Source organism: Lysobacterales bacterium (assembly GCA_019634735.1).
GTDB lineage: Bacteria > Pseudomonadota > Gammaproteobacteria > Xanthomonadales > UBA2363 > Pseudofulvimonas.
Window position 1 is genome coordinate 99,811 of record JAHCAT010000001.1, and the last position, 17,885, is coordinate 117,695.

Consider the following 17,885-nt stretch of genomic DNA (forward strand, 5'->3'; position numbering starts at 1 on the left):
CGGGGCGCCGCGCCGGGGTGCAGCCGGCGCCGCGCTGCGGCACCATGGCCGCTGCCGATCCGAACCGCCCTGCCATGAGCCAGCCGCCGATCATCGCCCCGTCGATCCTGTCCGCCGACTTCGCCCGTCTGGGCGAGGACACCGCCGCCGTGCTCGCCGCCGGCGCCGACTGGGTGCACTTCGACGTGATGGACAACCACTACGTTCCGAACCTGACGATCGGCCCGATGGTCTGCCAGGCGCTGCGCGACTACGGCATCACAGCGCCTATCGACGTGCACCTGATGGTGCGGCCGGTCGACCGCATCGTGCCGGACTTCGCGCGCGCCGGCGCCAGCCTGGTGTCGTTCCATCCCGAGGCCAGCGAGCACGTCGACCGCACCCTGGGTCTGATCCGCGAGAGCGGCTGCCAGGCCGGCCTGGTGTTCAACCCGGCGACGCCGCTGCACTGGCTGGACCACGTGATGGACAAGCTCGACCTGGTGCTGCTGATGTCGGTCAACCCGGGCTTCGGCGGCCAGTCGTTCATCGCCTCGACCCTGGACAAGATCCGCGCGGTGCGCCGGCGCATCGACGAATCCGGGCGCGCCATCCGCCTGGAGGTCGACGGCGGCGTCAAGGCCGACAACATCGGCGCGATCGCCGCGGCCGGCGCCGACACCTTCGTGGCCGGCAGCGCCATCTTCGGCAGCGGCGACTACGCCGCCACCATCGCCGCGATGCGCGAGGCGATCGCCACGGCGGCGGTGCCGCCGGAATCGGCGCTGTTTCCAGGCACCGTGCCACACGGCTGACCGGCCTGGCCTGGGGGAGGGTCTGACCCAGGCCGTTCTGGCCTTGATCAGACCCGCCCGCTCAGGCACCTGTCCGGGCTGGCGTGCCTGATGCACGTCGACCGACCCAAGGGCCGGGGGAAGGGCTGAATTGATCAGACCTTCATTCGAACATTGCGGGCGACGTCCGTGCGCCCCGTCAGTCGCCGGTCGACAACTGCGCCGCCATGCGCTCCAGATGCGCCACGTTGGCATCCAGCAGGTCGCGCGTCTCCTGCACGGCGGCCATGCAGCGCGCCACCGGCCAGTCGCTTGGGGGCGCCTGCGGCGGCAGGGGCAGGCGGACGTGTTCCAGCCAGGCGCGCACCACGTCCATGCGCGGGTCCGCGAGCAGCGCGGTCGCGGCGGCATCGAGGTCGGCATCCTGGCCTCGGCAGGCGACCGACGGCAGGGCATCGGCCAGGCTCCAGGCGAACTGGCCGAGCGCCTGCGTGGTTGGCGAGTCGTCGCTGATGACGGCAGTCGACAGCGAAACCAGCATCAGGACCAGGGCGGCCATGCGTTTCATGAAGGAGTCCGGCTCGGGCTTGACGGTGCGGAAGGCTGTCACGACCGCAGCGATGCGGGCAAGGGGTGAGTCCGTCCACGCGGGTGCGCTTGCCGGCTATCCTCGACCGCCATGAACAGTCCTGCCCGTCGATCCCGTCCGTCCCGGCGCGCCGCCGGCCCGCTCCTTGCCGCCGCGCTGGCCGCCGCACCGGTCCATGCCCAGCAGACCGTCTCCGGCGGTCCCGGCAACGATTACCAGGCCGACGTCGCCATTCCCTGGGATGCGCCGGAATCGCGCATCGTGGTGTTCGAGCGGCTCGACGGCGCCCTGTCCGGCGACCTCTACGTGACCCGCAGCAGCGACGGCGGCGCCACCTGGACGACGCCGGCCCTGGCGATCGGCACCGCCGCCAACGAGCGTCATCCGGCCCTGGTGCAGACCGGAGCGCAGGCCTGGGCGCTGTTCCACCTGGCCGGCACCGGCGCCAGCAGCAGCTTCCGCATCCATCGCGCCACCTCCACCGACGGCACCGTCTTCACCGCCCAGGGCGCGGTCGACCTGGGCTGGGCCACGGGCGGCGAGGTCAACCCGCACGTGATGCGCCACCCCGACGGCACCCTGGTGATGACCTACCAGCGGCTTTCCGGCGCCGCCTATATCGCGCAGTCGACCGACGGCGGCGCCACCTGGGACACGCTGCGAACGCAGGTCAGCCCGGGCAACGCCGCATTGCCCCGCATCGCGTTCCGTCCGGACGACGGCACCTGGTTGCTGGTGTACCAGACCGGCAGCAACCCGGTCAGCGGCTGGATCAAGACCAGCAGCGATCCGCTGGACTGGTCGGCGACGGCGCGGCCCCTGCTGCCCGCCGGCAACAACCACGACGGCTTCCCGATGGTGCTGTCCGACGGCAGCTTCGCCCTGCTCTGGGCGCAGGTGGTCGGCAATGCCTTCCAGGTCTTCTCGATCCGCTCGCGCGACGGCATCGCCTGGGAACCGGCGATCCAGGTCAGCGACCGGCCGGGCCTGTTCAACGTCCAGCCGCACGCCCTGCGCGGCCCCGATCCGGGCACCGCGGAGATCTACTGGGGCGCCGCGCAGAGCCCGCCCTCGGGCAACTTCGACATCGTCCGCGAACCGGCGGTCCTGCTTGCGCCGGTGATCTTCCACGACGGCTTCGAATAGCGCGGCGCTTCCTCACATCGCGTCGGGTGCGGCCGGCTCCCTCACGCGGGGCCCGGCGCCGGCACCGCCTCGACCACGTAGCGCAACGGGCCGCCGGCGCTGACCGCATCGAAGGGCCAGCAGGTGACCAGCAGCAGGCGGTCGCCGGTTTCGTGGTCGAGGCCGATCCCGGTGCGGCGGCTGTCGACCACCCGGGATGCATGCACGAGGTAGTCGCGGCGGATCGTGCCGTCGTCGAGCCCGATGCGGTCGCCCGGCTGGAGTTGCCGCAGCCAGGCGAAGTGGGTGTCGCGATGGCCGCTGACCACCGTGGTGCCGGGCTGGCCGGGCGCGGCGCTGGCCGGTGCCCAGCCCGGGCCAAAGGCCAGCACCCGGCCGCTGTCGCCGGCCAGAACGATCTGCGCGCCGCCGTCGGGGCGCAGCAGGCGGGCGACTGGCCGGGTGTCGGCCCAGGGCCAGGGCGGCGGCGCCTCGCCCTGCACCAGGCCGCGCTGCCAGGCGCGTTCGAGCAGCCACTGCGCGAGCGCCGCCTTGCCGTGGATCCAGCCGGCGTCGGCGGCGGTCGCGAGCGCCGCAATTCCCAGCAGCGCGGCCAGCAGCAGACGGATCCGGCAGGCCGCACCGGTTCGCGAAGACTCTGGATGAGGCTCACGGCCAGCCGGCGATGCATCGGCAGGGCTGCCGGGAACCGGGCCCGGACCCCGGGTCACGGGGATGCGATCGCCGACCGACACCGCGATCGCGCTCACAGCGGCCACCAGTCGTACTCGACATTGCGCTGACGGCGGCGCGGAAAGCTGGCCGGCCACAGCGCCGCCGGTCGCGGCGAGGGCCGCGGCCGGTAGCGCAGTTGCCGGCCACCGGCGGCCGGCTCGAAGCCGACCCGGCGCGGCCGCGGCGCGGGGAATGCGCCGCGTGCGGGAACCGTTCGCGAAGGCGCCATGGCTCAGGCCTCCCCTGCGGCGTCGCCGGCCGGCCGCCGGCGGCGGCCCAGCACCAGGGCCGCTGCGAACAGCAGGAGCAGGGCGATTACCAGGCGCTGGCGGGCGTCGGTGGCGCCCTGCGCCAGGGCCAGGGTGCCGGCCGGCGTGGCATTGGCGAAGGCCACCGAGGCCAGGTCGGCGTCGGCCGGCCGGACCGGCACCCGCTCGACCGCCACCAGGCTGGTCCAGCGGCTGGCCAGGCCATGTCGCAGGGCCAGCGGCAGGGCGGTGGAGCGCACATCGTCCTCGTCGCCGCCGCGACGCAGCTGATCTTCCAGGGCCGCGACCTTGGCGCGCGCCCACAGCCGGCCGACGCCCTCGGCCGGCCGGGCGCCGCCCAGCGCGACCTGGGTGCGCCAGGCATGCGCGCGGCCATTGCCCTGCACGCGCAGTTCGCCGCCCAGCGCCGGCAGCTTCGCCAGCACCTGCAGCGGTTCGCCGACGTACAGGTCGGGCAGGCGCTGCGGGAACACCTCGGCCGCCGTCGGCCAGGCCAGCGCCAGGTCGCGCAGGGCGGGCTGGTCCAGGCGTGCCAGCAGCAGGTCGGTCTGGGCATCCACCTGGTGCAGGGCGCGCACCACCACCTGGCTGCCGCGGCCCAGTTCCGCGGCACGGCGCAGGAAGTGTTCGTTCGGGGCGCTGCCGATGCCGACCGCGAACAGCCGCGCCTGGCCCAGGTGGCGTTCGATGTGGTCCAGCACCATTTGCTCGTTGCCGATGCCGGCATCGGTGATCAGCACGACCTGGCGCAGGTGGCCGGGCACCGGCGGTGACGACAGCGCATGGGCCAGCGGCGCCAGCAGTTCGGTGCCGCCATTGGCGCGCAGCGCCTGCACGAAGCGACGGGCGACCGCGACATTGCCTTCCGAGGCCTGCACCGACTCGGGAAACACCGATTCGAAGGTATGGTCGAAACGGATCACGTTGAAGCGGTCGTCGGGACGCAGCCGCGACAGCGCACGGTCGACCGCGGCGGACGCCTGCTGCATCGAGGTGCCGCTCATCGAGCCGGAGTTGTCGACCACCATCAGCAGCTCGCGCGGCACCGGCGCGACAGGCAGCGTCGGCGGCACGATCATCACCATCGCGTAGTGGCCGTCGTCCAGCGACTCGGAGAAGACGACCTGGGTGGGGCTGGCGCTGGGCCGTGGCGTCCAGCGCAGCTCGAAGGCGCGGTCGGCGCGCTCCACCCAGCCGGCCAGGCGCACCCGGTAGCCGGTCGCCAGCGGCTCGACCTCGATGTCGTGGGTGGGGCTGGTCAGGCTGGCCAGCGGCAGGCCGGGATCGAGATCGACCGCCAGGGCGACGGTCGGCTCCCAGGCCGTTTCCAGGTCGACCGCGACGGGCGTCGGGGCGGCAACCACCGCCGGGGCATCCATGGCCGCGAACGGATCGGCCACCACGGTCTGGTAGCGCGGCACGAAGGTCAGCGGCAGCACCAGCGAGAAGGCGCCGTCATCGAAGCGCGCCGACTGCCACCAGGCGATCTCGACCTCGACCAGCTCGCCCGGACCGATGTTCGCCACCGCCGTGCTGAACAGGTTGTCGCGGCGCTGTTCGACCAGGGCCGCGACCTGGCCGCTGGCGGCGGCGGCATCGTAGATCGCGCGCGCCTGCGCCTTCTCCTGGACTTCGCCCTCGATCAGGCGGTCGCCGACGCGGATGCGCAGGGTGTCGACCGCGGCGTCGCCTGGCAGCGGCAGCAGGTAGCGGCCTTCCAGCCACTCGCCGGTGTCGTTGACGTAGCGCTGGCGCACCGTGCCGCGGTTGACCATGCCGCGCACGCGCAGGTCGACGCTGCTTTCCAGGGCGACCAGGTCGCGCCATTCGCCGGTGAAGTCGCGGACCTGCAGGCCTGCGTTGTCGTCGGCGCCGGCCTTGCCGGCCAGGCTGGCGGCCAGGGCCAGCCAGGCGCACAGGCGCAGGGCGACGCGGGCGGGTCGCCGGCTGCGTACGCGACGCGGCGCGGGCGTGGCGGGATCGGGGATACGGATGCTGCTCATGGCCTGCTCCTCGGGTTGGGGCAGGGTCATTGCAGCGCCGTGGCCGGACGGCGCCGGGGCGGCGACGGGCGGCACGCTGGCCGGATGTGGCGATTTCCGGGCAGCGCAGCCGGGGCCACGGATGCCGCGGCTATGCTTGCGCCATGAGCCGTACCATCGCCATCGTCGAAGACGAACCCGCGATCGCCGCCAACTATGCCGAGGCGCTGCGCCGCTACGGCTACCAGGTGGCGACCTTCGCCGACCGCGCCGGTGCGCTGGCGGCGTTCACCCTGCGCCTGCCCGACCTGGTGGTGATCGACGTCGGCCTGGGCGCCGAGGCCGAGGGCGGCTTCGAGCTGTGCCGGGAACTGCGCGTGCGCGCGCCGACCCTGCCGATCCTGTTCCTCAGCGCCCGCGACACCGACCTGGACGTGATCTCCGGCCTGCGCCTGGGCGCCGACGACTACCTGGGCAAGTCGGTCAGCCTGGCCCAGCTCACCGCGCGCATCCAGGCCCTGTTCCGGCGCCTGGACGCGCAGCGCGGCCCGGCCGCGCGGGAGACCGTGCTGCGTCTGCGCGGCCTGACCCTCGAGGTCGAGCGCATGCGGGTCGCCTGGCACGACGCCGAGATCGCCCTGACCGTCACCGAGTTCTGGATGGTGCACGCCCTGGTCCGCCATCCCGGCCATGTGCGCAGCCGCGAACAGTTGATGCGCGAGGCCCAGGTCGAGGTCGACGAGGCCACCGTCACCTCGCACGTCAAGCGCATCCGCCGCAAGTTCGAGGCCGCCGACCCGGCGTTCGCCGAGATCGAGACCATGCACGGCGCCGGCTACCGGTGGCGGCCGTGAGCGCCGGCCGCCCGCGGTGAGGCTGCGCGGCAAGCTGCTGCTGCTGTCGCTCGGCCTGCTGGTGCTGCCCTGGGCCGGCTGGCAGTACCTGCGCCTGGTCGGCGAGGTCCTGCGCGAGGGCGAGGAGCGCGCCCTCCTGGCCTCGGCCGAGGCACTGGCGCGGGCGCGGGCGCGCCAGCCGGCCCTGCTGCCGTCGGCCGGACCCGCATTGCCGGTGCAGCCGCTGCGGTCGCGGCCGCGACTGGATGGCGACGAGCGGCCCTGGAGCGACGGCCTGGCCGGGGAACGCGGCTTCGGCAGCGCCCGCGCCGGCGGCGACGCCGTGCGCGTGCTGCTCGGCAGCCACGCCGAGCGCCTGTACCTGCGCATCGACGTCGCCGACGACACGCCGCAGCGCGGCGACGCCCACTGGTCGATCGCCGACCGCTTCGACCACCTGTGGCTGGCGTTGCACGGCCGCCAGGGCCTGGTCGAGCTGCGCCTGGCCAATGCCCAGGCCGGGCCGCTGCAGGCGGCGCCGGCCGGCGGCGGCCAGTCGCCGCTGCAGCTCGAGGGCCGCTGGCACGAACGCGCCGGCGGCTACCGGGTGGAACTGGCCCTCCCCCAGGGCTACGGCCTGCGCGCGCTGGCCATCCGCATGCACGATGCCGACGAAGCCGGGCCGCCACGGGTCGCCGACAGCAGCGACGGCAACGACGGGCGGCCCTGGCCGGTGGTCGAGCCTTCCGGTGCGCTGGCCTCGACGCTGGCGCAGCTGGTGCCGCCCGGCAGCCGCGTGCGCGTCCACGATCCGGCCGGCTGGCCGCTGGCCCAGGCCGGCGAGCCCGGCGCCCTGCGCATCGATGGCGCGGTGCCGCTGTGGCGGCGCTGGCTGTACCAGCGCCTGCTGTTCGACGCCTCTCACCCGCTGCCGCCGGGTCATGCCGTGCTCGGACGCGCCGACGACGCGCTGCAGGCGCAGGTGGCGCAAGGCGCGGTGGCGACCGCCTGGTGGCGCGACGGCGACAGCCAGCGTCCGGTGCTGGCGGCCGCGGTGCCGGTGCGGATCAACGACGTGGTGCGCGCCAGCCTGCGCCTGGAGCGCGAAAGCGACGCCCTGCTGCGCCTGACCGACCGCGCCTTCTCGGGCGTGTTCGCGGTCACCGCGCTGGCGGTGCTGGTCGTAGTGGCGGCCCTGCTGCTGTTCGCGGCGCGCCTGGGCGGCCGCATCCGTGCCCTGCGCGACGGCGTCGAGGGCGCGCTCGGCGAGGACGGCCGCATCGCCGTGCTGCCGGCGGCGCGCGCCGGCGACGAGATCGGCGACCTGTCGCGCAGCTTCGCGCGCCTGCTCGCGCAACTGCGCGACTACACCGGCTACCTGCGCGGCCTGGCCGGCACCCTCAGCCACGAGCTGTCGACGCCGATCGCCATCGTCCGCGGCTCGCTGGAGAACCTCGAGGCCGATCCCGGCGGCGCCCAGGCGCGCATCTACCTGGAGCGCGCCCGCACCGGCGTCGAGCGCCTGGCCGGTCTGGTCCGCGCCCTGGGCGAGGCGACCCGCATCGAGCAGACGGTGGCAGGTGCCGACATCGAGAACTTCGACCTGCGCGCCCTGGTCGCCGACTGCGCCGAGGGCTACCGGCCGCTGCTGGCGCCGCGCCGGCTGGAGGTCGCGCTGCCGGCCGCGCCGCTTCCGTTCACCGGCGCCCCGGACCTGATCGCCCAGGCGCTGGACAAGCTGGTCGACAACGCCCGCGGCTTCTGTCCGCCCGACGGCTGGATCCGCATCGCCCTGGACGCCGGCGCGCGCGGCGCCGTCATCCGCGTCGCCAACAGCGGCCCGCGCCTGCCCGCGGCGATGCGCGAGCGCCTGTTCGATTCCCTGGTGTCGGTGCGCGAGCACCGCGCCGGCGGTGTGCACCTGGGCCTGGGCCTGCACATCGTCCGCCTGGTCGCCGGCCTGCACCATGGCCAGGCCGGCGCCCGCGACCTGGACGACGGCAGCGGCGTCGAGTTCGAGCTGCGCCTGGCGACGCCCGCGGCGCGCACCTGAGCGCGAGGGTCGGTCCGTTCGCGCAGCCGCGCCCGGCAGCGGCGATAATCCCCGGCCGTCCCGCCGTCGCCGCCGACATGCTCAGCCGTTCCGAATTCGACGCCCTCGCCGGCCAGGGCCACACCCGCATCCCGCTGGTGCGCGAGGTCCACGCCGACCTCGACACGCCGCTGTCGGTGTACCTGAAGCTGGCCGACGGGCCCTACGCCTACCTGTTCGAGTCGGTCGAGGGCGGCGAGACCTGGGGTCGGCATTCGATCATCGGCCTGCCGGCACGGCGCACCTGGACCGTGCACGGCCATACCTGGCGTGCCCAGGTGCTGGGCGAGACCGTCGAGGAACGCGAGGTCGACGATCCGCTGGCCGAGGTCGCGCGCCTGCAGGCCGCGTACTCGGTGCCGGTGCTGGACGGCCTGCCCGCCTTCACCGGCGGCCTGGTCGGCTACTTCGGCTTCGAGACCATCCGCTACATCGAGCCCGGCCTTGCCCGCCGCGACAAGCCCGACGCCCTGGGCAGCCCGGACATCCTGCTGATGGAGTCCGACGCCCTCGCGGTGTTCGACAGTCTGCGCGGCACCCTGGCGCTGATCGTCCACGCCGACCCGCGCGAGGCCGGCGCCTACGTCCAGGCGCAGCGCCGCCTGGACAGCCTGGTGCACCGGCTGCGCGGAGGTGCGCCCGGCTACCCCGAGGTGCTCGACCCCTCGGCGATCGACGAGAGCCATTTCGTGTCCGGCTTCAGCCGCGAGGCCTTCGAGGCGGCGGTGCGCACCTGCCAGGAGTACATCCTGGCCGGCGACATCTTCCAGGTGGTGCTGAGCCAGCGCCTGAGCGTGCCGTTCCGGGCGCGGCCGCTGGACGTGTACCGGGCGCTGCGGGCGATGAACCCTTCGCCCTACATGTACTTCATGGACCTCGACGGCAGCCACGTGGTCGGCTCCTCGCCGGAGATCCTGGTGCGCCTGGCCGGCGGCACCGTCACCGTGCGGCCTATCGCCGGCACCCGGCCGCGCGGCGCCACCGCCGAGGCGGATGCGGCGCTGGCGAGCGAGCTGCTGGCCGACCCCAAGGAGCTGGCCGAGCACGTGATGCTGATGGACCTCGGCCGCAACGACGTCGGCCGGGTCGCGCAGCCGGGCAGCGTGACCGTGCCCGAGCGCATGGTCATCGAGCGCTACAGCCACGTCATGCACATCGTCAGCCAGGTCGAGGGCCGCCTGCGCGAGGGCCTGGACGCCCTCGACGTGCTGCGCGCCACCTTCCCGGCCGGCACCGTTTCCGGCGCGCCCAAGGTGCGTGCCCTGGAGATCATCGAGGAACTGGAACCGGTGCGCCGCAACGTCTACGCCGGCGCGGTCGGCTGGCTGGGCTGGCACGGCGACGCCGACCTCGCCATCGCCATCCGCACCGCGGTCATCCAGGACGGCCAGCTGCACGTCCAGGCCGGCGCCGGCATCGTCGCCGACTCCGACCCCGCCCGCGAATGGGAGGAGACCATGAACAAGGGCCGCGCCCTGTTCCGCGCCGTGGCGCAGGCGGTGGCGGGGTTGTAGAGCCATGCGGGCGGCCGTGGCGCCCGGGCGCTTGCGGGACGAGTGGTGGCCAGCGCATGATCCGCGCCAGGGACGGCGCCGCCGGCCCGAGTCACCCTGGGGAGGGGTCCGAAGATGCGTCTGCTGCCTGTGCGCCTGGGCCGTCGCCCGGGGCTGCGTGCCTTGTCGTTCCTGGTCGCGCTGCTGCCGGTCGCCGCACCGGCGATCGATGTGGTCGGCACCGGAAGCGGACCGGTTCCGGACAACAACCCGGCGGGATTGACCGTGAGCTTTGCCCTGGCCGGAATGACTTCGCCGGTGACCTCGGTGGAGCTGGACCTCGACATCACCCACAGCTTCACGGGCGACCTCTCGGCGGTTCTGCGCTCGCCCGGCGGTCAGGCACGACTGGTCGTGTTCAGCCGGATCGGGTTGCAGCCCGGCGCGAATTTCGGCGCCCCTGCAAACCTGGGTGGTTCCTATCGCTTCGCCGACGATGCACCGGGCGACCTGCGCGCGGTGGCTGCGCCGCTGGCGACCGCTGCGGTGGTTCCGCCCGGACGCTACCGGACCAGCACCGGCGCAGCGGCGGGGACCCAGCGCGGCGGTTGCAGCACCTGGCTGGCAGGCGCCTTCGCGGGGCTGACCCCAGCGCAGGCCAATGGCACCTGGACCCTGACCGTCTCGGACCTGGCCGGTGGCGATACCGGTACGCTCAATGCGGCCGTGCTGAGCGTGCGCGGCAGCCAGGACGATCTGTTCGACGACGATTTCGATGCGCCGGTGCGCGGCACCTGCCAGGCGGCGCGCATGGATTACACCGGCAGCGGCCGCACCAGCTACGTGCTGGTGCGCAATACCGGCGGCGGCCCCACCGGCGACATGACCTGGTTCATCAAGAACAACGACGGCACGACCGGCGGCACCGTCGAGCAGTTCGTGCATGGTCGGGCCGGCGACTTCTTCGTCGACGGCGATTTCGATGGCGACGGACTGACCGACGCGGTGGTGTGGCGGCCGGGGCCGACCGGCCAGTTCCTGGTGCGGCGCTCCAGTCGCCCGCTCGATGCCGTCTTGGTGCTGCCCTGGGGCCAGTCCGGCGACGATCCGGCGCAGATCGGCGACTTCGACGGCGACCGCATCGACGACGCCACCGTCTACCGCGCCGGGGCGCAGCCGGGCGATGTCTCGCGGACGCTTATCCGACCCAGTGGCGGCGGGCCGGATCGCGACTTCATCACCGGCCAGAATGGCCACTTCGCCTCGATCGGCGGCGACTACACGGGCGACGGCCGCGCCGACATCGCCATCCAGTCCAATGCCGGGGGTGGACAGGGTGCGTTCAACATCTTCAACGGCGTCAGCGGCGCGCTGGTGACCACCTTCCTGCTCGGTACGCCGACCGACGTGATCGTGCTGGGCAACCACGTCGGTTCGCCGCGGGCCGATACGACCGTGGCGCGTGGCGTCGGTGGACAGGTCCAGTGGACGACCCGCAATGGCGAGACCGGCGCAGTCGAACCGGCGCTGCTGCTCGGACCGTCGGCGACCTCCTTCCCGGTCACCGGGGACTACGATGGCGACGGTCTCGACGACTATGCCTACTGGGGACCGAGCGTGACGCCAGGGCAATCGCAGTTCGTGGTGCGCCGCAGTTCGGCACCGGCCCCCCTGCTGGAAGTGCCGCATGGAACGAACGGCGACTACCCGGTGGCGAACAACCGCGTGCATTGACGACCCGGCCACGCCCAGGCCGGGGCGCGCCGCGTCTGTCGTGGCCTGAGGCGAGCGGTTGGCGCGGGTGACCCGGATCGAGGCGTAGGGGCGGGCGTTCATGGGACGCCCGGTTCCCCGCGGGCCTGGTGTACCCGGTACGCGGATCCCCGGCCCCTCCGCCTGGAAACGTGCACGCATGCCTGACCGTGCGCACCGGCACCGGCACCGGCGGCGGACAGTCGTCGATGGCACCCGAGCCGATGGTCAGGCTTCCTGGCGATCGGGTGCCGGACTGAAGATCGCCTCGATCTGCTGGCCGAACACCGCGGCGATCCGGAAGGCCAGGGGCAGGCTGGGGTTGTAGCGGCCGGTCTCGATGGCGTTGACGCTCTGCCGCGAGATGCCCAGGCGTTCGGCGAGGTCGGCCTGGCTCCAGCCGCGTTCGGCGCGCAGCACCTTCAGGCGGTTGTTCATGCCGACCGCCCCGTGTCGCGGTCGGACAGCCAGGTCCAGCAGTTGCCCAGGCCCAGGCCGAGGAACCACAGCACCGCCAGGTAGAAGGCCGGCAGCCGGGGCACCAGGCCGAAAGTGTCCAGGAAGCCCCACAGGGTCGCCACCGACAGCGCGAAGCCGGAGGCGAACAGGGCCTGGCGGACCAGCAGCATGCGCAGGTACTCGTCGCTTTCCTCGACCAGCAGGCGGCCGATGATCCAGAAGATGCTGGCGACGCTCAGGCCGGGCAGCAGGGCCAGCAGCCAGGCCAGCGGGCCGGTGACGCCGCCGTCGCGGACGAAGGCCACGGCCAGGGCCAGGGTGACCAGGTAGGCCCCCATGGCGACGAACAGGCGGCGCGCGTAGCGGCGGGCGGCGGGGCTGGCGCAGCGGGTCATGGGGAGCTTCCTTGACTGAAAGTAAAGCGAGCTTTCCATCCTTCCGGGCCAATGTCAAGCGACATTTACATCGATCGCTGCCGCGCCTGCGCGCCGGGCCCTTCTGGGTCCCTCCCGCAGGCCTCCGGCAGACCGTCTGGGCGGCCAGCGCTGCGGTCGTTGGCTCTCCCAACACGATGCGCGCGCCCGACCCCTGCGCTCATGCGATTTCCAGGCTGGGGGCGGCCGGCAGGACATCGCGGCAGCGTGGGATGGAATCTTCCCGGGCAGCGGTTCGACAGGCACCGCAGCGGCGTCGCCCCGGGCGGAAAGGAGGGTCATGGCGAGGCGCCCGGGCAGGCGACTGCCCGGGCACGGCATCCGCTTCGTCGACGGCGCCCGCCCGCTGTCTGCTATAAGCCCGGCCATGAGCCTGACCCTGATCCGCAATGCCGAGGTCTACGCCCCCGAGGCGCTGGGCCGCCGCGACCTGCTGCTGGGCGGCGGCAGGATCCTGTGGCTGGGCGAGGGCCTGGCGCCTCTGCCGCCGACGCTGCCGGTCGACCAGGTCGACCTGGCTGGCGCGGTCCTGATCCCCGGCCTGGTCGACGGCCATGTCCATGTCACCGGTGGCGGCGGCGAGTCGGGTTTCGCCTCGCGGGTGCCGGCGCCGATGCTGTCGCGCTACACCAGCGCCGGGGTGACCTCGGTGATCGGCCTGCTCGGCACCGACGACGTCGGCCGCGGCCTGCGCGAGTTGCTGGCGAATGTCCACGGCCTGCGCGAGCAGGGCCTGTCGGCCTGGGCGCTGGCCGGCGGCTACCATCTGCCGCCGGCGACCCTCAGTGGCGACCTGCGCGCCGACCTGGCCTTCGTCGAGGCCCTGGTCGGCGTCGGCGAGCTGGCGCTCAGCGACCACCGTTCCAGCCAGCCGACCCTGGACGAGTTGCTGCGCATCGCATCCATCGCGCACGTCGCCGGCCTGATGACCGGCAAGGCCGGCATCGTCCACCTGCACCTGGGCGACGGGCCGCGCGGCCTGGATCTGGTGCGCCGGGCGCTGGATGGCAGCGAGCTGCCGCCGCGCGTCTTCCATCCCACCCACGTCAACCGCCGCCGTGCGCTGTTCGACGAAGCCATCGACCTGGCCCGGCGCGGCAGCAGCATCGACATCACGGCCTTCCCGGTCGAGGATGGCGAGGACGCCTGGTCGGCCGCCGATGCCCTGGTCCGCTACCTGGACAGCGGCGCGCCGGCCGATCGGGTGACCGTCAGTTCCGACGCCGGCGGTTGCCTGCCCTGCTTCGACGACACCGGCCGGGTGACCGGCATGGGCGTCGGCGATGCCGGCGCCCTCCTTGCCACCGTGCACGAACTGGTCGGTCGCGGCCTGACATTGGCGCAGGTCCTGCCCGCGTTCACCAGCAATGTGGCGCGGCTGTGGTGCCTGCCTGGAAAGGGCGTGATCGCGGTCGGCGCCGACGCCGACCTGGTGGCGCTGGACGGCGACGGCCGGGCGGCCGAGGTGTGGTTGGGCGGCATCCGCCACGTCGCCGAGGGCCGCGCGCTGCGCCATGGTATGTTCGAGGCGCCCGCGCGCTGAGCGGGCGGGCGGCCAGGTCCGGAGGGCATCCGGCAGGCGCCGCCGCGGGGGGTCGGGGGGAAGCGGGTCCGCGCGCAGATCGCGCCGCGGATCGTATGTGCGTAACGGCCGGAGCAGGATGCGCAGCGCCTGCGGCGACAGGAGTCTGGGCATGCCGAGCAAGGTGGCGGACGGGGAACAGCGGGGCTGGATCGTTCCGATCGGCGGTGCCGAGGACAAGGAGACCGATCCGCGCATCCTGCGCCGCTTCGTCGAGCTGTGCGGCGGCGCCGACGCCGACATCGTCGTCATTCCCACCGCCAGCCGCCTGCTCGCCACCGGCGAGACCTATGCGCAGCTGTTTCCCGGGCTGGGCGCCGGGCAGGTCGAGGTGATGGACTTCGACACCCGCCGCGACTGCCACGAGCCCGGACGGCTGGCCCGCCTGGAACGGGCCACCGGCGTGTTCTTCACCGGCGGCAACCAGTTGCGCCTGTCGACCCTGATCGGCGGCACGCCCGTCGCCAAACTTATCCGGCTGCGCAGCGCCGCCGGCATCACGGTCGGCGGCACCAGCGCCGGGGCCGGCATCCTCAGCGAGCACATGATCGCCTTCGGCGACGAGGGCAGCTCGCCGCGCGCCAGCTCGGTGCGCCTGGCGCCGGGCCTGGGTCTGACCAACCGCTTCATCATCGACCAGCACTTCCGGCAGCGCGACCGCCTGGGCCGGCTGGTGGCGGCCCTGGCCTACAACCCGTTCGCGGTCGGCATCGGCCTGGACGAGGACACCGCCGCCTTCATCGGCCCGGACAACACGCTCGAGGTCGAGGGCAGCGGCACGGTCACCGTGGTCGACGCCAGCGAGCTCAGTTTCTCGTCGATGGACCGCGCCGGGGAAAACGACCCGGTCTGCCTGCTCGGCCTGCGCGTCCACATCCTGGTCGCCGGCGCCACCTTCAACCTGCACACCCGCTGTGCCAGCGCCGGTCGCCTGGCCACCCGCAAGACCTAGGAACCCCGCCCATGCGCATCCTGGAACGCAACGTCTACGTCGGCCCCTCGCTGCACGCCCACTTCCCGGTGATCCGCCTGGTGCTGGACCTCGGCGCGCTGGAGGACTGGCCCACCGGCCGGCTCGGCGGCGCCTATGTCGACGGCCTGGTCGAGGCGCTCCCGGGCCTCGCCGAGCACGGCTGCTCCTACAAGGAGCCCGGCGGTTTCATCCGGCGCATGCGCGAGGACGAGGGCACCTGGCTGGGGCATGTCATGGAGCATGTCGCCATCGAACTGCAGAACGTCGCCGGCGAGGACGTCACCTTCGGGCGCACGCGCAGCATCGACGGACGGCCGGGCGTCTATTCGGTGGTCTACGAATACAGCCAGCGCGAGGAGGGCATCGCCGCCGGCGAGCTGGCCATCGTCCTGCTGTGCTCGCTGCTGCCCGAGGCGTTGCGCCCGGACGGCAGCGTGCCCGAGGGGTGGCAGTGGCAGGCGGCGCGCGACGACTTCATCCGTTACGCGCAGCGCCGTGCCCTGGGGCCGTCGACGGCCTCCCTGGTGCGCGCCGCCGAGGCGCGCGGCATCCCCTGGCTGCGCCTGAACAACCAGTCCCTGGTGCAGTTCGGACACGGCAAGTACCAGCAACGCATCCAGGCGACGATCACCGGCAAGACCCCGCACATCGCCGTCGAGCTGGCCAGCGACAAGGAGGAGACCAACAAGATCCTCGCCTCGCTGGGCCTGCCGGTGCCGCGCCAGGTGCTGGTCACCAGCGCCACCGACGCCCTGCGCGCCGCCGCGCGCCTGGGCGGGCCGGTGGTGCTCAAGCCCTACAACGGCAACCACGGCCGCGGCATCACCATCGACATCAGCGGCGACGACGAGATCCGCGCCGCCTTCGAGGCGGCCCGCGAGCATTCGCGCTCGGTGATCGTCGAGACCTTCCAGCCCGGCGACGACCACCGCCTGCTGGTGGTCAACGGCGAGCTGGTCGCCGCCACCAGGCGCACGCCCGGCCACGTGGTCGGCGACGGCCGGCACAGCGTCGCCGAGCTGGTCGAGACCGTGAACCGCGACCCGCGCCGCGGCGTCGGCCACGAGAAGGTGCTGACGCGCCTGGAACTCGATGCCCAGGCGGCGCTGATGCTGGAGCGTGTCGGGATGACCGCCGGGTCGGTGCCCGACGACGGCCAGGTCGTCTATCTGCGCTCCACCGCCAACCTGTCGACCGGCGGCACCGCCACCGACGTCACCGACATCATCCACCCCGACAACCGCGACATGGCGGTGCGCGCGGTGCGCGCGATCGGCCTCGATGTCGGCGGCGTCGACTTCATCACCCCGAACATCGCCGAAAGCTACAAGAACATCGGCGGCGCGATCTGCGAGGTCAACGCCGCGCCCGGCTTCCGGATGCACGTGGCGCCCAGCGAGGGCACGCCGCGCGACGCCGCAGGTCCGGTGGTCGACATGCTGTTCCCGCCGGGCGCGCCGTCGCGGGTGCCGATCGCCGCGGTCACCGGCACCAACGGCAAGACCACCACGGCGCGGATGCTGTCGCACATCGCCAAGATGGCCGGCTACACGCCCGGCCTGACCACCACCGATGGCGTCTACATCGACGGCCAGCGCACCGTCGAGGGCGACATGACCGGGCCGGTGTCGGCGCGCATGGTGCTGTCCGATCCGCAGGTCGACCTGGCGGTGCTGGAGACCGCCCGCGGCGGCCTGCTGCGCGCCGGCATGGGCGTGCGCGAGGTCAACGTCGGCGCCGTGCTCAACGTGCAGTCCGACCACCTGGGCATGAAGGGCATCGACACCCTGGAGCAGCTCGCCGAGGTCAAGCGCATCGTCGTCGAGGTCGCCACCGACTGCGCCGTGCTCAACGCCGACGACCCCAACGTGCTGCGGATGTCGGCCCGGACCGATGCGAAGACGGTCTGCTACGTGACCATGAACCCCTCGCACGCCCTGGTCCGCGAGCACATCCGCGCCGGCGGTCGCGCCTGCGCGCTGGAGAACGGCGTCAACGGCCACATGATCACGCTCTACGACAAGGGCAGCCACATCCCGCTGCTGTGGACGCACCTGATCCCGGCGACCCTGGAGGGCCGGGCCATGCACAACGTCCAGAACGCCATGGTCGCGGCGTCGATGGCGTTCTCGCTGGGCATGAAGCTGGACGCCATCCGGCACGGCCTGCGCACCTTCGACACCACCTTCTTCCAGGCGCCCGGGCGCATGAACGTGTTCGACGAGCATCCGTTCAAGGTGCTGTTCGACTACGCGCACAACGCCCATGCGGTCGGCGTCATGGCCGACCTGGCGCAGCGCCTGGACGTCGAGGGCCGCCGCATCGTCGTGGTCGCCGGTCCCGGCGACCGCCGCGACGAGGACCTGGAGGCGATCGCCCGCGCCGTTGCCGGCCGCTTCGACCACTACATCTGCCGTCGCGACGACGGCCTGCGCGGCCGCGACGGCGACGAGGTGCCGCGCATCATCGCCCGCGCGCTGGAGGCGGCCGGGGTGCCGGCCGGCGCCATCGAGCAGATCCCCGACGAGCAGCAGGCGATCGACGCGGCCCTGCGCATGGGCCGGCCGGGCGACCTGCTGCTGGTGTTCGCCGACCAGCTCGCACGCTCCTGGAAGCAGGTCACCAAGTTCCGGCCCGACGGCGCGCCGCCGCCGCGTCCGGCCGCCCCGGTGCCGACACTGGCGCCGGCCGGCCTCGACGAGGACCTGCCGCGCATCGACATGGCCGGCCTGGTGCGCGACGAGCGCGGCCTGGTGTTCGCGCGCGAGGGCGACGACTGACATGACCGCGTCCG

At 73.2% G+C, this 17,885-nt stretch carries 15 protein-coding genes; 9 read left to right on the forward strand and 6 right to left on the reverse strand.

Going from position 1 to position 17,885, the window contains the following annotated elements; all coding sequences use genetic code 11:
- The first annotated feature begins 74 nt into the window (after window positions 1-74).
- Complete coding sequence (gene rpe / locus KF823_00415) at window positions 75-794, forward strand: ribulose-phosphate 3-epimerase (GenBank protein MBX3724365.1); 720 nt, start codon at window positions 75-77, stop codon at window positions 792-794.
- Window positions 795-972: 178 nt separating this feature from the next.
- Here rpe and KF823_00420 read toward each other — a convergent pair whose 3' ends face one another.
- On the reverse strand, window positions 973-1,341 hold the full coding sequence (locus KF823_00420) for a hypothetical protein (GenBank protein ID MBX3724366.1): 369 nt from the start codon (window positions 1,339-1,341) through the stop codon (window positions 973-975).
- A gap of 111 nt (window positions 1,342-1,452) precedes the next feature.
- Between KF823_00420 and KF823_00425 the strand changes: the two genes are divergently transcribed.
- Window positions 1,453-2,508, forward strand: coding sequence for an exo-alpha-sialidase (locus KF823_00425; GenBank protein ID MBX3724367.1), 1,056 nt, complete (start codon window positions 1,453-1,455; stop codon window positions 2,506-2,508).
- 41 nt (window positions 2,509-2,549) lie between these two features.
- Here KF823_00425 and KF823_00430 read toward each other — a convergent pair whose 3' ends face one another.
- The 3 genes from KF823_00430 to KF823_00440 are packed head-to-tail and all read right to left on the reverse strand — an operon-like array spanning window position 2,550 to window position 5,494.
- A complete protein-coding gene (locus KF823_00430) occupies window positions 2,550-3,266 on the reverse strand; it encodes a class GN sortase (protein ID MBX3724368.1) in 717 nt (238 codons plus the stop codon).
- On the reverse strand, window positions 3,254-3,451 hold the full coding sequence (locus KF823_00435) for a hypothetical protein (GenBank protein ID MBX3724369.1): 198 nt from the start codon (window positions 3,449-3,451) through the stop codon (window positions 3,254-3,256). Before KF823_00435 ends, KF823_00430 begins: the two co-directional genes overlap by 13 nt.
- Window positions 3,452-3,454: 3 nt before the next feature.
- Window positions 3,455-5,494, reverse strand: a complete 2,040-nt coding sequence (locus KF823_00440) for a marine proteobacterial sortase target protein (protein MBX3724370.1) — start codon at window positions 5,492-5,494, stop codon at window positions 3,455-3,457.
- Between the two features lie 143 nt (window positions 5,495-5,637).
- Here KF823_00440 and pdsR point away from each other — a divergent pair, with 143 nt between their 5' ends.
- The 4 genes from pdsR to KF823_00460 all read left to right on the forward strand — a co-directional run bounded on the left by pdsR (window position 5,638) and on the right by KF823_00460 (window position 11,625).
- Window positions 5,638-6,327: a proteobacterial dedicated sortase system response regulator gene (pdsR, locus tag KF823_00445; protein MBX3724371.1), complete on the forward strand. Its 690-nt coding sequence runs from the start codon at window positions 5,638-5,640 to the stop codon at window positions 6,325-6,327.
- A 16-nt stretch (window positions 6,328-6,343) separates the two neighbouring features.
- Complete coding sequence (locus KF823_00450; protein MBX3724372.1) at window positions 6,344-8,359, forward strand: histidine kinase; 2,016 nt, start codon at window positions 6,344-6,346, stop codon at window positions 8,357-8,359.
- A gap of 77 nt (window positions 8,360-8,436) precedes the next feature.
- Entirely contained in the window at window positions 8,437-9,912 is a 1,476-nt protein-coding gene (locus KF823_00455; GenBank protein ID MBX3724373.1) for an anthranilate synthase component I, read from the forward strand.
- 114 nt (window positions 9,913-10,026) lie between these two features.
- Window positions 10,027-11,625, forward strand: coding sequence for a hypothetical protein (locus tag KF823_00460; protein MBX3724374.1), 1,599 nt, complete (start codon window positions 10,027-10,029; stop codon window positions 11,623-11,625).
- A 246-nt stretch (window positions 11,626-11,871) separates the two neighbouring features.
- Here KF823_00460 and KF823_00465 read toward each other — a convergent pair whose 3' ends face one another.
- The gene (locus KF823_00465) at window positions 11,872-12,081 is read right to left on the reverse strand and encodes a helix-turn-helix transcriptional regulator (protein MBX3724375.1); all 210 of its coding nucleotides are present in this window, start codon (window positions 12,079-12,081) and stop codon (window positions 11,872-11,874) included.
- The gene (locus tag KF823_00470; GenBank protein ID MBX3724376.1) at window positions 12,078-12,497 is read right to left on the reverse strand and encodes a hypothetical protein; all 420 of its coding nucleotides are present in this window, start codon (window positions 12,495-12,497) and stop codon (window positions 12,078-12,080) included. Before KF823_00470 ends, KF823_00465 begins: the two co-directional genes overlap by 4 nt.
- Before the next feature lie 319 nt (window positions 12,498-12,816).
- On the opposite strand from KF823_00470, the gene iadA reads away from it, so the two are divergent.
- The 3 genes from iadA to cphA all read left to right on the forward strand — a co-directional run bounded on the left by iadA (window position 12,817) and on the right by cphA (window position 17,871).
- Window positions 12,817-14,079 carry a beta-aspartyl-peptidase gene (gene iadA / locus KF823_00475; protein MBX3724377.1) on the forward strand — a complete coding sequence of 421 codons (1,263 nt, stop codon included), beginning with the start codon at window positions 12,817-12,819 and terminating at the stop codon, window positions 14,077-14,079.
- 151 nt (window positions 14,080-14,230) lie between these two features.
- Window positions 14,231-15,070, forward strand: coding sequence for a cyanophycinase (locus KF823_00480; GenBank protein MBX3724378.1), 840 nt, complete (start codon window positions 14,231-14,233; stop codon window positions 15,068-15,070).
- A gap of 11 nt (window positions 15,071-15,081) precedes the next feature.
- Window positions 15,082-17,871, forward strand: a complete 2,790-nt coding sequence (gene cphA / locus KF823_00485) for a cyanophycin synthetase (protein ID MBX3724379.1) — start codon at window positions 15,082-15,084, stop codon at window positions 17,869-17,871.
- The last annotated feature ends 14 nt before the right edge of the window (window positions 17,872-17,885 follow it).

Coding starts and splice junctions, on each gene's coding strand:
- rpe (MBX3724365.1), top strand. CDS start 75: ATGAGCCAGCCGCCGATCATCGCCCCGTCGATCCTGTCCGCCGACTTC.
- KF823_00420 (MBX3724366.1), bottom strand. CDS start 1,341: ATGAAACGCATGGCCGCCCTGGTCCTGATGCTGGTTTCGCTGTCGACT.
- KF823_00425 (MBX3724367.1), top strand. CDS start 1,453: ATGAACAGTCCTGCCCGTCGATCCCGTCCGTCCCGGCGCGCCGCCGGC.
- KF823_00435 (MBX3724369.1), bottom strand. CDS start 3,451: ATGGCGCCTTCGCGAACGGTTCCCGCACGCGGCGCATTCCCCGCGCCG.
- KF823_00440 (MBX3724370.1), bottom strand. CDS start 5,494: ATGAGCAGCATCCGTATCCCCGATCCCGCCACGCCCGCGCCGCGTCGC.
- pdsR (MBX3724371.1), top strand. CDS start 5,638: ATGAGCCGTACCATCGCCATCGTCGAAGACGAACCCGCGATCGCCGCC.
- KF823_00455 (MBX3724373.1), top strand. CDS start 8,437: ATGCTCAGCCGTTCCGAATTCGACGCCCTCGCCGGCCAGGGCCACACC.
- KF823_00460 (MBX3724374.1), top strand. CDS start 10,027: ATGCGTCTGCTGCCTGTGCGCCTGGGCCGTCGCCCGGGGCTGCGTGCC.
- KF823_00465 (MBX3724375.1), bottom strand. CDS start 12,081: ATGAACAACCGCCTGAAGGTGCTGCGCGCCGAACGCGGCTGGAGCCAG.
- KF823_00470 (MBX3724376.1), bottom strand. CDS start 12,497: ATGACCCGCTGCGCCAGCCCCGCCGCCCGCCGCTACGCGCGCCGCCTG.
- iadA (MBX3724377.1), top strand. CDS start 12,817: ATGGCGAGGCGCCCGGGCAGGCGACTGCCCGGGCACGGCATCCGCTTC.
- KF823_00480 (MBX3724378.1), top strand. CDS start 14,231: ATGCCGAGCAAGGTGGCGGACGGGGAACAGCGGGGCTGGATCGTTCCG.
- cphA (MBX3724379.1), top strand. CDS start 15,082: ATGCGCATCCTGGAACGCAACGTCTACGTCGGCCCCTCGCTGCACGCC.